We start from the raw sequence: 13,515 nt of genomic DNA, 5'->3' as shown, positions 1-13,515 counted from the left end.
GCTCTTGATCAACTCGGCGAGGCGACTGTGCGGCCCGGGGCGGGGGTTTTGTGAGGGTTGGTGGTCGCGTGGTTTTCTGACACCGTCCCCACCCCTGGACGCTGGAGGAAACCATGATCGAGTCGCTGCTGATCGCCAACCGTGGCGAGATCGCGCGCCGGATCATCCGTACCGCGAAGAAGCTCGGGATCCGTGCGATCGCGGTGCACTCGGAGGCCGATGCCGACCTGCCGTTCGTCACCGAGGCGGACGAGGCGGTGTGCGTGGGCCCGGCCAACCCGGCCCAGAGCTACCGCAACGTGGAGGCGATCCTCGCCGCCGCCAGGAAGACCGGCGCCCAGGCCATCCACCCCGGCTACGGCTTCCTGTCGGAGAACGCCGACTTCGCCCGTACGGTCGAGTCGAGCGGGCTGACCTGGGTCGGGCCCGGCGCCGACGCGATCGCCGCGATGGGCGACAAGATCAACGCCCGGAACCTCATGGCGGCGGCCGGCGTGCCGGTGGCACCCGGCACCACCGAGCCGGCCGCCGACCTGGCCGCGGCCGTCGCGGCCGCCGCCGAGATCGGCTACCCGGTGATGGTGAAGGCCGCGGCCGGCGGCGGAGGCATGGGCATGGGCGTGGCCACCGACGAGGCGGCGCTGCGCACGGAGTACGACAAGGTGCGCTCGTTCGCCGAGCGGATGTTCGGCGACGGCTCCGTGCTCATCGAGCGCTACTTCCCCCGGGTACGCCACGTCGAGGTGCAGATCCTCGGCCTCGCCGACGGCCGGGTGGTGGCGCTCGGCGAGCGGGAGTGCTCGGTGCAGCGGCGCAACCAGAAGCTGGTCGAGGAGTCCCCGTCGCCGGCCGTCTCGCCGGAGCTGCGGGAGCGGTTCCTGGCCGCGGCGGTGCGCGCGGGCGAGGCGGTGAACTACCGCAACGCGGGCACCGTCGAATGCCTGCTCGACCCTGCGACGAACGAGTTCTTCTTCCTCGAGATGAACACCCGGCTCCAGGTGGAGCACCCGGTCACCGAGCTGGTCCACGGCATCGACCTGGTCGAGGAGCAGCTGCGGGTCGCCTCGGGGCTCGCGCCGACGTTCGACCCGGACGCCCTCGACCCGCGCGGACACGCCATCGAGCTGCGGATCAACGCCGAGGACCCGAAGCGGTTCCTGCCCGGTCCCGGCGCCATCCGCGTGTGGACGGAGCCGGTCGGCGAGGGGATCCGGGTCGACTCGGGGTACGTGGCGGGCAACACGGTGACGCCGTTCTACGACAGCCTCATGGCGAAGCTGATCATCAGCGGCGCGGACCGGGCCGAGGCCGTCGAGCGGGCGCGGGCGGCGGTCGCGGCGTTCGAGATCGCCGGCCCGAAGTGCAACCTGCCGTTCTTCGCCGAGCTGCTCGAGAACCGGGAGTTCGTCTCGGGCGACTACGACACCGCCATCGTGTCCCGCATGCGCTGACCCGCCGGCCCACCCGCCCCGCCGGGGCCGCCCTGGCCCCCCGACCCGCCCCGGCTTTCCTCGTTGATCATGAAGTTATTGCCCTTCATCGCGGCGTGTCGCGGCAATAACTTCATGATCAACCCGCCGGGCGGGCGCCGGGGCCCCGCCCGGGCGGGCGCCGCGCCCCCGCCCGGCGGGTGCCGGGTGGGCGGCGGGTTGGCGGGGGCGGGGACGGCCGCCGGGGTGACATGCTGGGAGAACCCAGCACCAGCACCGCGTCACAGTGAGGTGACCCCTTATGACGAGCCTGCCGAACTCCGTGTCGATCCGCGAGGTCGGGCCCCGCGACGGGTTGCAGAACGAGGACCCGATCCCGACCGACGCCAAGGTGCGCCTGCTCGACGCGCTCTCCCGCACCGGCGTCAAGCGGATCGAGGCGGTGTCCTTCGTGCACCCCAAGGCGATCCCGCAGATGGCCGACGCGGACGAGGTGTGGCAGCGGGCCAGCCGGGTCGACGGGGTGCGCTACTCGGCGCTGGTGCCGAACACCCGCGGCGCGCAGCGTGCCCTGGCCGCCGGGTTCACTGAGATCGAGGTGGTGGTGTCGGCGAGCGACACGCACAACCGGCGCAACGTCAACCGCTCGACGGAGGAGTCGCTGGACGACATCGCCGAGCTGATCGACCTGCTGCACGGTGCCGGCGCGCGCGCCGAGGTGATCGTGGCGACCAGCTTCGGCTGCCCGTACGAGGGCGACATCGACCCGCAGCGGGTCGCGGGCATCGTGGACCGGGTCGTCCGTGACGGGGCGGACCGGGTCGCGTTCGGCGACACCACGGGGATGGGTACGCCGCGGCGGGTCCGCGAGCTGCTGACGACCGTACGCGACCGCAACGCGCACGTCCCGGTGCTGCTGCACTTCCACAACACCCGGGGCACCGCCCTCGCGAACCTGCTCACCGCGCTGGAGCTCGGGGTCACCGAGTTCGACGCGAGCGTGGGCGGTCTCGGCGGGTGCCCGTACGCCCCGGGGGCCAGCGGGAACCTGGCCACCGAGGAGGCGGTGCACATGCTGCACGACATGGGCATCGACACGGGCATCGACCTGGACGCGCTCATCGAGGTGGCCGAGCTGGCCGAGAAGCTGGTCGGCCGCCAGCTCCCCTCGGGGGTGCTGCGCGCGGGCCCGCGTACCCGCCTGGCCGGCTGAGGACGCCCGGACCAGGCGCGACATGGCCCGGACGCGCGACAGGGCCCGGAAGTGGGCCGCGACGCTCGGGCCCGGCCGGCGGTCCGGAAACGCGGGGAGGGGCCGGCAGCACGCTGCCGGCCCCTCCGTCGTGGCGGGATCCGTCGGTCAGCCCACGGTCGCGGGGACGGCCGGCCAGCTGTCGCGGAAGACCTGGCTTCCGGTGCTGTCCGTGGCGCGCTCGCTGCTGAGGGTGCCGGCGAACAGGCTGCTGACGCGGTTGGCCTCGGTGGTGCTCGGGTACGGGTTGGTGCAGCTCGTGCCGGCGCTGCCGCCGGACATGAGGATCGCGCAGTTCCCGTTGTAGTTGTCGGGCAGGCCGAGGATGTGCCCGATCTCGTGCGTCATGATCCGCAGCGGGCTGTACTGCTGGGCCTGCTGGGTGTCGATGTAGACGCGCCCGTTGCCGAGGCTGGTCCGGACGGCGTAGGAGCCACCCCCGGTGATCTGGTAGATCCGGAGGTTGGAGCCGCAGTTGGCCGACAGGGTCAGGTTCGTGGTGGCGTTGTTCCAGATCGAGGCGGCCTGGTTGGCGATGCTGGCGTAGCTCGGCGCCTGGCTGGTGTTGTAGCAGATGGTCATGGCGGCGGACGCGGGGCCGGGGTTCGCGACCGTGATGCCGAGCGTGGCCACCGCCGTCGCGACGGACGCGACCGCGAGCCGGGTGATCCGTGAGGTCATGGCTCACTCCAATCCGGAAGGTGTCGGGGTGTCAGGAGCCTAGCCATAGATATAGAGATCTATCAATACGTTGGCGTAAGCCGGTCGAGTGGTCCGCGGTCGCTGCGATGCGCTAGCCTAACGATCGTTCAGGTCGGTACGGTGAGGGAGTCGGCGTGACGCTCGACGGTGAGGCACTGGAGCAGCTGCGCAAGCGCGCCAAGGCCGGCGGTGCGGACAAGTACCACGCGGCGAACGCCGCGAAGGGCAAGCTGTTCGCCCGCGAGCGGGTCGCGCTGCTGGTCGACGAGGGCAGCTTCGTGGAGGACGGCCTCTACGCCAACGCCATGGCCGACGGGCTCCCGGCCGACGGCGTGGTCACGGGCACGGCCACCATCGACGGCCGGCCGGTCTGCCTCATGGCCAACGACTCCACCGTGAAGGCCGGAAGCTGGGGCGCCCGCACCGTCGAGAAGATCATCCGGATCATCGAGCGGGCCTACACGACCGGCGTTCCCATGGTCTACCTCGTCGACTCGGCGGGGGCCCGGATCACCGACCAGGTCGAGCTCTTCCCCGGCCGGCGCGGCGCCGGAAAGATCTTCTGGAACCAGGTCCGCGCCTCCGGCTCGATCCCCCAGGTCTGCGCGCTCTTCGGGCCGAGCGCGGCCGGTGGGGCGTACATCCCGGCGTTCTGCGACGTGGTGGCCATGGTCGACGGCAACGCGAGCATGTACCTGGGCTCCGACCGCATGGTCGAGATGGTCACCGGCGAAAAGACCACCCTCGAGGCGATGGGCGGCGCCAAGGTGCACTGCGCCGAGTCCGGCGTCGGTCACTTCCTCTGCAAGACCGAGGCCGAGGCGCTCGACGTCGTGAAGCGCTACCTGTCGTACCTGCCGGCCAACTGGACGCAGGCGCCGCCCGCGGCAGACGCCGCGGAGGCGCCGGAGAAGGCCGACCTCGCGGCGCTGGTGCCGGCGAGCGAGCGGCAGGCGTTCGACATGCGGCGGTACGTCAAGGGCCTGCTCGACGAGGGCTCCTTCTTCGAGATCCAGGCGCTGTGGGCCAAGGAGCTGACCATCGGCTTCGGCCGGCTGAACGGCGAGGTCGTCGGCGTGGTCGGCAACAACTCGATGTTCAAGGGCGGCGTGCTCTTCGTCGACTCCGCCGACAAGGCCACCCGGTTCGTGCAGCTCTGCGACGCGTTCAACGTGCCGCTGCTCTTCCTCTCCGACGTACCGGGCTTCATGGTCGGCACGGCCGTGGAGAAGCAGGGGATCATCCGGCACGGCGCAAAGATGATCACCGCGATCTCCGAGGCGACCGTGCCGAAGATCTGTGTGGTCGTCCGCAAGGCGTACGGCGCCGGCCTCTACGCGATGGCCGGGCCCGGCTTCGAGCCGGACGCCACCATCGCGCTGCCCACCGCCAAGATCGCTGTGATGGGCGCCGAGGCGGCCGTGAACGCCGTCTACGCCAACAAGATCGCCGCGATCACGGACGAGGCCGAACGCGCCGCCTTCGTGGCCGCGAAGCGCGAGGAGTACGAGCGGGACATCGACATCGTCCGGCTCGCCAGCGAGCTGGTGGTGGACGCGATCGTCGAGCCGCACGACCTGCGCGCCGAACTCGTCCGCCGGTTCGCCGCCGCCCGGGGCAAGGACCGACAGTTCTCGCGGCGCCGGCACGGCGTCACCCCGGTCTGACCGACCAACCCCGCGTCCGCCTCCGGTGCCACGAGCGCCCGGCGGCCCGTCCGTACAGGAGGAACCGATGGACTTCCGGCTCACCGAGGAGCAAGAGGCGCTGCGGGAGAGCGTGCGGGACTTCGCGCGCGAGGTGGTCGCCCCGGTCATCGCCGAGCACTACGAGAAGCACACCTTCCCGTACGACGTGGTCCGGCAGATGGGCAAGATGGGGCTGTTCGGGCTTCCGTTCCCCGAGGAGCACGGCGGCATGGGCGGTGACTACTTCACGCTCTGCCTCGCGTTGGAGGAGCTGGCCCGCGTCGACTCGAGCGTGGCCATCACGCTCGAGGCCGCGATCTCCCTCGGTGCGATGCCGATCTACCGGTTCGGCACCGAGGAGCAGAAGGCCCAGTGGCTGCCGAAGCTGGTCAGCGGTGAGGCCCTCGCCGGCTTCGGGCTCACCGAGCCGGGCTTCGGCTCGGACGCGGGCGGCACCCAGACCCGGGCCGTGCTGGACGGCGACGAGTGGGTGATCAACGGCTCGAAGGCGTTCATCACCAACTCGGGCACCGACATCACGTCGCTGGTCACCGTCACCGCGGTCACCGGCACCCGCCCGGACGGGTCGAAGGAACTCTCCACGATCATCGTGCCCTCGGGGACCCCCGGCTTCACGGTGGCGCCCGCCTACTCGAAGGTGGGCTGGAACGCCTCTGACACGCACGAGCTGACGTTCGAGGACTGCCGGGTGCCGGCCGCGAACCTGCTCGGCGAGCGGGGGCGGGGCTTCGCCCAGTTCCTGCGCATCCTCGACGAGGGGCGGATCGCCATCGCGGCGCTCGCCGTCGGCCTCGCCCAGGGGTGCGTCGACGAGTCCGTCCGGTACGCCGGGGAGCGGCACGCGTTCGGCCAGCCGATCGGCAACTACCAGGCCATCCAGTTCAAGATCGCGGACATGGAGCTGCGGACGCACACCGCCCGGCTGGCGTACTACGACGCGGCCGCGCGGATGCTCGCGGGCGAGCCGTTCAAGCGGCAGGCCGCGATCGCCAAGCTGCACGCGAGCACCATCGCGGTGGACAACGCCCGCGACGCCACCCAGATCCACGGCGGCTACGGCTTCATGAACGAGTACCCGGTGGCCCGGTTCTGGCGCGACTCGAAGATCCTGGAGATCGGCGAGGGCACCAGCGAGGTGCAGCGCATGATCATCGCGCGCGACCTCGGTCTCTGATCCGACCGGCAGCTGTCGGGTTTCGGCGATCGGGCGTCGGCACCCCGACGCTCGGCTGCCGCTGGTCGTACCAGGTCCGTACTCTTCGACCCCATGACTCCGGCTGACGACCGACCGCCCGGCCCGGGTGGTCGTCCCGCGTTGCCGGACCTGCTGCGCTCGCACCGGCTGGCTGCTGGCCTCACGCAGGCGGAGCTGGCGGCCCGGTCCGGTGTGGGCGTCCGGACGGTTCGCGACCTGGAGCGGGGCCGGTCCTCGCGACCCCAGCGCACGACGATCGAGCTGCTGGCGGGTGCCCTCGACCTCGACGGCGCGGCCCGGGCGGCCTTCCTCGCGGCCGCGCGGGGGCCCGTCGCCGAGCCACCCGCACCGCCGCGGCTCGCGGCTCCGGCCGGCCCCAGCAACGGGGGGCCACCGGTGGCGCTTCCACCGCCGACCGACCTGATCGGACGCGACCGGGACGTCACCGAGCTGGCGGCGATGCTCACCGACGACCTGGGACCCCGGCTGGTGAGCCTGGTCGGGCTCGCGGGCGTCGGGAAGACCGCGCTGGCGCTGACCGTGGCCCACGCGGTGGCGGGTAGCCATCCCGGCGGCGTCGCCGGCGTGCTGATCGGGGAGGGGTCGGACGCGGCCGACGTGCTGGCCGCGTCGGTGGCCGTGCTCGACGCGTCCCGGCTGCCGGAACTCGCGGCCCGCCTCGCGTTCCGGCCGGCGCTGCTCGTGGTGGACGCGGCCGAGCGGGCACCGGACGCGGTGGCCGAGGCGCTGCACCGCCTGACGTCCGCCGTGCCGTCGATCCGGGTGCTGGTCACCGGGCGGCACCCGGTCGGTCTGGCCGGGGAGCGGGTGTGGCCGGTCGCGCCGCTGGAGGTGCCACCGCCCGAGGCCGAGGAGTCGGGGCCGGACGCGCTGGCCGCCTGGCCGGCGGTCGCGCTCTTCATCGCCCGCCTCGCCCAGGTGCGGCGGGAGTCACCCGTCCCGGCCGAGCTGCCGGCGCTCGCCGCGCTGGTACGCCGGCTCGGTGGCCTGCCGCTCGCCATCGAGCTGATGGCCGCGCGCGGCCGGATCCTCGACCCCACCGAACTGCTCGACCGGTACGGTGATCGCGTCCTCGACCTGGCCGGGCCCGGCGGCGGGACACGCGGCGGCTGGGACGAGACGGCCGGAGCCGAGGGCGGCGGCGCGGGCGTGGTGACACTCCGCGACGCGGTGGCGGCCAGTTACCGGCTGCTCGCCCCGGCCGAGCGGGCCGCGCTGCGCCGGCTCGCCGCGTTCGGCAACCGCTGGTCGGTGGACCTGGCCGAGGCCATGCTCGCCGACGACGCGGACCAGGACGGCACCGTGGCGATCGACCCGGTCCCGGTTCTGGACCGGCTCGCCGAACTCGGCCTCCTGGGCGTCCGCGGCACCGGACCGTTCCGGTTCCGTCTGTTGGACGCCGTGCGCGACTTCGCGACCGAGCAGGCGGCCGGGGCCGGCGAGCTGGCCCGCATCCGCCGGCGGCACGCCACGGTGATCGCGGGGCTGGTCGGGCGGACGGCACCGGACCTGGTCGGCCCCCGGCTGCCCGCCGCGGTGCACCAGCTCGACCAGGTGAGCAGCGACATCAGCTCGGCCCTGGCGTACGCGGCCACCGACGACCCGCTCACGGCGCTGCGCCTGGCGTCGTGCCTGGCCCGCTGGTGGCGTTTTCGCGGGCGCGACGTGGCGGGACGCCAGTGGCTGCGCCGTCTGCTTGCCGATCCGCGGACCGCCGAGGCCGACCCGCTGTTGCGGGCGTGGGCCTCGCTCGGGGTGGCCCGGCTCGCCGCCGAGCACGGGGCGGGCGCCGAGGAGCTTCCTGCGGCCCGGGCGGCGCTTGCCGCGTTCCGCGACGCCGGTGACGTCACGGGCGAGCTCGCGGCGCGTACGGTGCTCGGTGCCCTGCTCGTGGCCGGGGGCGGCCAGGCCGAGGCGCGGGTCCAGGCCGAGTCGGTGCTGCGGCTGGCCGTGCGGCACGGCCGCGTTCGGGAAATGGCGGTGGCGCAGAACAACCTGGCCTGGCACGAGATCCGGGTGGGTGACCTCGCGGCTGCCCGGCGCCGGCTCGCCGCGGTGGACCGGCTGGCGGCCGAGTGCGGTGAGCAGCGGCTGCGGACGCTGGCGCGGGCGAACCTGGCCGAGGTGTCCCGGCTCGAGGGCCGGTACGGCGACGCGGTGGACCAGGGCCGGCGGGTGGCGGCGGCGCTCGGTGAGCTGGGTGATCCGGGGCAGCACCGCCGGGTGCTGGCCCGGGTGGGGCTGGCGCTGGCCCAGGACGGCCGGGCGGGCGAGGCGGCCGAGGTGCTGGCCGAGGTGCGTGCCTGTGCTCCGGGCCGGATCCGGCCGCGGTCGGCCCACCCCGTGCCCCGGCAGCGGTCCGCGTCGTCGACGGCCCGCTATGCCGGCGAGTGGACCCACCCGGAGGCGGGGATCTGCGCGCTCATCGAGGGCAACCTCGCCCTGTACCGGGGTGACCGGGAGCTGGCGGCGGAGTGGTTCGCCGCGGCCGAGGCGGGCGCCGAGGAGCAGCACCAGCGGGACGTGGTCGAGGCGCTTGTCGGGCTGGCGGCCAGCACCGGCGACCCGGCCGTGCTGGACCGGCTCGAGCAGGTCTGCCGGGAGAACGGGATCCGTCTGCTGCCGCAGGAGGAGGGCCTGTTGTACGCCCTGGTCGCCGGGCGCCGCGCGCGACCGCCGCACTGACGACGGGCCGGGGAGGGAGCGGGGCCGGGGGTGGCGCGGGCGAAGAGCCCCCTCGTTGCTACCCCTCGCTGTTCGCCCGCGCCGTCACCCCCCGGTGAATCCCCGCTGGGGCGAACACTAGCCAGCCCTCACCAGGCGGTTCGTCCGATTTCAGGCGCGGTGTCCGGTGCCGTCGGCAGTTCTGCCGGTCTTTCTGCCGGTGCCAGTCTGGCTGGCCGTCAGCAGTTGGCGCCGCCCGGCCGGTCGTCCCGCGTGCTGCCGGCCGTCGCGCACGGATGCACGGCGTCGCGGATCCGGCGGAGCCCGTCGAGCATCGCCCCCAGGGCATCCGGGTCGAGTTGCCCGGTGAACCACTCTTCGATGATGCGCAGGTGGTCGGGGAGCACCTCGTGAAGGCGCTGCATCCCGGCCGGGGTGACCACCGCGAACGAGCTGCGCCGGTCGGTCGCACAGGCGCGGCGGGCCAGCAGCCCGTCGCGCTCCATCCGGTCGACGACCCGGGTGACGCCGCTCGTCGAGAGGGAGGTCTGCGCGGCCAGGTCGGTCATCCGGAGCTGGTTGTCGGGTGAGCGGGCGAGCCGGGTGAGCACCTCGAACTCGACCGCCGAGAGGCCGTGCTCCTCGAACTGGTCGGCGAACCGGGCTGACAGCCCGGCGTGCACCTCGTACAGGAGGCCGATGGCGGTGAGCCGGGGGTCGTCCAACTCCTTCTTCACAGGTCCATCCTACCAGTCCTTGACACAGGGAATATTGCGCTGGCTATAGTTGCTCAAGCAGCCGTTGGGCTACTAAACAATTTTCCTGGAGGAGCGCACCATGACGAGCAGCACCGGAGCGGTCACCCGCGACTGGGACGGCCTCACCATCCCGACCGCCGGCACCTACGCGCTCGACGCCGGGCACAAGCGGGTCGGCTTCGTGGCACGTCACATGATGGTTTCCAAGGTACGCGGCGAGTTCCTCGACGCAAGCGCCACGATCACCGTCGCCGAGGACCCGATGCAGTCCTCGGTCACCGCCACCATCCAGGCGGCCAGCATCACCACCGGCCAGGGCGACCGCGACACGCACCTGCGCAGCGGTGACTTCCTCGACGTGGAGAAGTTCCCGACGCTGGAGTTCCGCAGCACCGGTGTGAAGTCCCGCGACGGCGACGAGTTCGTCCTCCTCGGTGAGCTGACGATCAAGGATGTGACCCGCCAGGTCGAGCTGGAGGTCCGGTTCGAGGGTGTCGGCCGCAGCCCCTTCGGCCAGGACATCTTCGGCTTCGCGGCGCACACCGAGATCGACCGCGAGGATTTCGGCCTCACCTGGAACGTCGCCCTCGAGTCCGGCGGCGTGCTGGTCAGCAAGAAGATCAAGATCGAGATCGAGGGCGAGGCCATCCGCCAGGCCTGAACCCCGTCCGTACGCTCGGGCCCGCGCCGCACTCCGGCGCGGGCCCGACGTGCACGTGCGGATTGTCACGACTTGTTCGTCACGTGAGGCGGTGGCCGGCAACCCGGGCGGGGTAGAGATGCCGCGTGGGCGTGCCCGCCGGTCCGGAGCCGGCCGTCCGGCGGACGGACAACCCGAATGGGCCTCTGGTCTGGTGCGGTGGGCGCTCCTAACGTAATTGGCTGACAACGCGCGCCAAGCCGGCACGACCGGGTGCGCCTTATGCCGGGAGGGCACATGGGCAGGGACGTCTCGCAGGGCGCCTTCACCCGCGAGGACCGGGTCCGCTACCGGCAGAAGGTCCGGCGGTGCCTCGACGTCTTCGCCCTGATGCTTGACGACTTCGGCTTCGACGCCGACCGGCCGATGACCGGGTTGGAGATCGAGCTGAACCTGGTCGACTCGGCGGCCGAGCCGGCCATGCGCAACGAGGAGATCCTCGCCGACATCGCGGACCCGCTCTTCCAGACCGAGCTGGGCCAGTTCAACCTCGAGCTGAACGCGCTGCCCCGGCTCATCGAGGGCACCGGCTTCGCCGACTACGAGCAGGACCTGCGCAGCAGCCTGGCCCGGGCGGACGAGCGGGCCGCCAAGTCGGACGCGAAGATCGTGCTGGTCGGCATCCTCCCCACCCTCACCGAGGGCCACCTGGTCGAGGACAACCTCTCCACCAACGAGCGCTACCGGGTGCTCAACGACCAGATCGTCGGCGCCCGGGGCGAGGACATCGAACTCGACATCCGCGGCGTCGAACGGCTGCGTACGCACACCGACTCCATCGCGCCCGAGGCGGCCTGCACGAGTCTCCAGTTCCACCTCCAGGTCGCGCCGGACAGCTTCGCCGACTACTGGAACGCCTCCCAGGCCATCGCCGGGGTCCAGGTCGCGGTCGGAGCGAACTCGCCCTACCTGTACGGGCGAAAGCTCTGGGCGGAGACCCGGATCGCCCTGTTCGAGCAGGCCACCGACACCCGGCCGGACGAGCTCAAGGCGCAGGGCGTACGGCCCCGGGTCTGGTTCGGCGAGCGGTGGATCACCTCGATCTTCGACCTGTTCGAGGAGAACGTCCGGTACTTCCCGCCGCTGCTACCGATCTGCGAGGACGAGGATCCGGTGGAGGTGCTGCACGCGGGCGGGGTGCCCCAGCTCGGTGAGCTGCGCCTGCACAACGGCACGGTCTACCGGTGGAACCGGCCGGTGTACGACATCATGGACGGCCGCCCCCACCTGCGCGTCGAGAACCGCGTGCTGCCGGCCGGGCCCACGGTGGTCGACATGCTGGCCAACGCCGCCTTCTACTTCGGCCTGGCCCGCGCGCTCGCCGAGGCCGACCGGCCCATCTGGAGCCAGCTCACCTTCAGCGCCGCCGAGGAGAACTTCCACGCGGCCGCCCGCCGCGGGATGGACGCCGTCCTGCACTGGCCCCGGCTCGGCGACGTGCCCGTAACCGATCTGGTGCTGGACGTGCTGCTGCCGCGGGCCGCCGACGGCCTGGACGGGTTCGGCGTCGCCCCGGCCGAACGGGACCGGCTGCTGGGAATCATCGAGCAGCGCTGCCGTACCGGCCGTAACGGCGCGACCTGGCAGACCGAGGCGGTGTGGGCCGCCGAGCGGCACCGGGGCATGGACCGTCCCGCGGCCCTGCACCACATGCTCCGGCGCTACGCCGACCTCCAGCGCAGCAACGAGCCGGTGCACACCTGGCCGGTCGACTGAGCAGTCAGCTCCGGCCGGTGCGACGGCCGCCCCGCCGACGGGCCGGCGCGTCCGGCTCCGGTGGGGTGGCGTCGGGCCCGTTCGCGACGGCGTCGACCGGGTCGAGCCGGTCGGCCTCGCCGGTGCGCGGCGCGGGCACCCGCGGCACCGAGGACGTGCGCGGCGCGGCCGGGGCGGCTGCCTCGCCGTCCGGCTGCCCGGGATCGGCCGGGGGCGCGTCGGACCCCGGACGCGCCGGCTGCGGTCCGGCGGGCACCGGGACGTCGGACGCGGGCCGTTCGGTGGCCGCCCCGTCGGCGAGGGCGGGAGCCCGTTCGCCGGCAGGAGCCGTCCCCTCGTCCACGGTGGCGGCCGACCCGGTGTGGCGCGTCGCCGGACGCCGCCCGGCGCGCTGGGCGAGGGCGGCCACCAGCACCGAGCCGCCGACGCCCACGATCACCGCGTACGGGGCGATGAGGTGCGCCGACACCTGCTCGGGGCTGATGGCCGACAGCCGCGGCACCGCGAGCAGGTAGGCGACCGCGACGAGCAGCGGACCGGCCGCGCCGGAGGCCGCCGCGCCGATGCGGTGCACCGGAGCGCGGGCGGCGCGGCGGGCGGCCAGCACTCCGATCACCAGCGCGGAGCCGAGCGACAGCACGGCGCCCGGCCAGTAGAGGTAGTCCCGGATCCAGAACTGCGGCCGGTCCGCGCTGATCTGCCAGATGCCGAGCTGGGCGCTGGCCAGGCCACGGCCCGCGAGCACCCCGTCGACCACCGCGACCACGGCGAGCAGCCAGAGCCAGGCCACCGTGGCGATGACGTTGGCCGCCGCGGCGCGGGACCGCAGTGCCCAGAGCGCGGTGAGCACGCCCATGAGCACGCCGATCGCCGCGTATCCGGCCGCGACGCGCTGCGGGGTGCCGGTGTCCGGGGCCGCCGCCACCCGCGCGGGCACCGCGACCAGCAGCACGGTGATGAGGCCGCCCAGCCCGGCGGCGACCGCGAGGCCCGCACGGCCGAGGCGCCCCGCGGCCGACCCGGGCCGGTCGGCCGGCGGCGACACGCCCGGCCCGCCGGCGGACGGGCCGGTGACCGGCGGGTGGTCGGCGTTTGTCGCGTCGGCCGGCGGCGGGGGCTCGGCGAGGGCCCGTTCGTGCAGCCGGTAGGCGCAGACCGCACCGAGGACGGTCGAGGTCGCGGCGATCCAGGTGGCCCAGACCAGGCTGGCGACCCAGGCCGCCGGGGCCGCACCGGCATCGGCCGGCGCCCAGTCGACGATGCCCAGGCCGTAGCCGAAGCCCAGTTGGGCGGCACCGGCGCCGGCAGCAACGCCGACCGCCGTGGCGATCGATCCTCCCCAGCCGCGTCTGGCCATGCCGGGCAGCG

At 73.3% G+C, this 13,515-nt stretch carries 10 protein-coding genes; 7 read left to right on the top strand and 3 right to left on the bottom strand.

The features are described from left to right. The first annotated feature begins 113 nt into the window (after positions 1-113). Positions 114-1,451 (top strand): acetyl-CoA carboxylase biotin carboxylase subunit, encoded by a 1,338-nt coding sequence (locus ACSNOA_RS02255; protein WP_436655689.1) that lies wholly within the window; start codon positions 114-116, stop codon positions 1,449-1,451. Between the two features lie 280 nt (positions 1,452-1,731). Next, positions 1,732-2,643, top strand: a complete 912-nt coding sequence (locus ACSNOA_RS02250; RefSeq protein ID WP_436655687.1) for a hydroxymethylglutaryl-CoA lyase — start codon at positions 1,732-1,734, stop codon at positions 2,641-2,643. Positions 2,644-2,790: 147 nt separating this feature from the next. On the opposite strand, the gene ACSNOA_RS02245 is transcribed toward ACSNOA_RS02250, so the two are convergent. After that, the gene (locus ACSNOA_RS02245; protein ID WP_436655685.1) at positions 2,791-3,363 is read right to left on the bottom strand and encodes a snapalysin family zinc-dependent metalloprotease; all 573 of its coding nucleotides are present in this window, start codon (positions 3,361-3,363) and stop codon (positions 2,791-2,793) included. 155 nt (positions 3,364-3,518) lie between these two features. On the opposite strand from ACSNOA_RS02245, the gene ACSNOA_RS02240 reads away from it, so the two are divergent. From ACSNOA_RS02240 to ACSNOA_RS02230, 3 genes are all read left to right on the top strand, one after another. Continuing rightward, on the top strand, positions 3,519-5,051 hold the full coding sequence (locus ACSNOA_RS02240) for an acyl-CoA carboxylase subunit beta (RefSeq protein WP_436655683.1): 1,533 nt from the start codon (positions 3,519-3,521) through the stop codon (positions 5,049-5,051). A gap of 67 nt (positions 5,052-5,118) precedes the next feature. Continuing rightward, positions 5,119-6,267: an acyl-CoA dehydrogenase family protein gene (locus tag ACSNOA_RS02235; RefSeq protein WP_436655681.1), complete on the top strand. Its 1,149-nt coding sequence runs from the start codon at positions 5,119-5,121 to the stop codon at positions 6,265-6,267. Between the two features lie 93 nt (positions 6,268-6,360). Then, complete coding sequence (locus ACSNOA_RS02230) at positions 6,361-8,994, top strand: ATP-binding protein (protein ID WP_436655679.1); 2,634 nt, start codon at positions 6,361-6,363, stop codon at positions 8,992-8,994. Between the two features lie 218 nt (positions 8,995-9,212). Here ACSNOA_RS02230 and ACSNOA_RS02225 read toward each other — a convergent pair whose 3' ends face one another. Continuing rightward, a complete protein-coding gene (locus tag ACSNOA_RS02225; RefSeq protein ID WP_436655677.1) occupies positions 9,213-9,710 on the bottom strand; it encodes a MarR family winged helix-turn-helix transcriptional regulator in 498 nt (165 codons plus the stop codon). 100 nt (positions 9,711-9,810) lie between these two features. On the opposite strand from ACSNOA_RS02225, the gene ACSNOA_RS02220 reads away from it, so the two are divergent. Beyond that, entirely contained in the window at positions 9,811-10,392 is a 582-nt protein-coding gene (locus ACSNOA_RS02220; RefSeq protein WP_436655675.1) for a YceI family protein, read from the top strand. Positions 10,393-10,668: 276 nt separating this feature from the next. Continuing rightward, entirely contained in the window at positions 10,669-12,147 is a 1,479-nt protein-coding gene (locus tag ACSNOA_RS02215) for a glutamate--cysteine ligase (RefSeq protein ID WP_436655673.1), read from the top strand. A gap of 4 nt (positions 12,148-12,151) precedes the next feature. Here ACSNOA_RS02215 and ACSNOA_RS02210 read toward each other — a convergent pair whose 3' ends face one another. Continuing rightward, positions 12,152-13,504, bottom strand: coding sequence for a hypothetical protein (locus ACSNOA_RS02210; RefSeq protein ID WP_436655671.1), 1,353 nt, complete (start codon positions 13,502-13,504; stop codon positions 12,152-12,154). Between the last annotated feature and the right edge of the window lie 11 nt (positions 13,505-13,515).

This window comes from Micromonospora sp. URMC 103, from assembly GCF_051386435.1.
In the GTDB taxonomy this organism is placed as follows: Bacteria; Actinomycetota; Actinomycetes; order Mycobacteriales; family Micromonosporaceae; genus Micromonospora.
The sequence above is the reverse complement of the archived record's forward strand: the minus strand, read 5'-3'. Positions and strand labels throughout refer to the sequence as shown.

Bases quoted from the DNA above. Each gene is read 5' to 3' on its own strand.
- ACSNOA_RS02255 (WP_436655689.1), top strand. From the start codon at position 114: ATGATCGAGTCGCTGCTGATCGCCAACCGTGGCGAGATCGCGCGCCGG.
- ACSNOA_RS02250 (WP_436655687.1), top strand. From the start codon at position 1,732: ATGACGAGCCTGCCGAACTCCGTGTCGATCCGCGAGGTCGGGCCCCGC.
- ACSNOA_RS02245 (WP_436655685.1), bottom strand. From the start codon at position 3,363: ATGACCTCACGGATCACCCGGCTCGCGGTCGCGTCCGTCGCGACGGCG.
- ACSNOA_RS02235 (WP_436655681.1), top strand. From the start codon at position 5,119: ATGGACTTCCGGCTCACCGAGGAGCAAGAGGCGCTGCGGGAGAGCGTG.
- ACSNOA_RS02230 (WP_436655679.1), top strand. From the start codon at position 6,361: ATGACTCCGGCTGACGACCGACCGCCCGGCCCGGGTGGTCGTCCCGCG.
- ACSNOA_RS02220 (WP_436655675.1), top strand. From the start codon at position 9,811: ATGACGAGCAGCACCGGAGCGGTCACCCGCGACTGGGACGGCCTCACC.
- ACSNOA_RS02215 (WP_436655673.1), top strand. From the start codon at position 10,669: ATGGGCAGGGACGTCTCGCAGGGCGCCTTCACCCGCGAGGACCGGGTC.
- ACSNOA_RS02210 (WP_436655671.1), bottom strand. From the start codon at position 13,504: ATGGCCAGACGCGGCTGGGGAGGATCGATCGCCACGGCGGTCGGCGTT.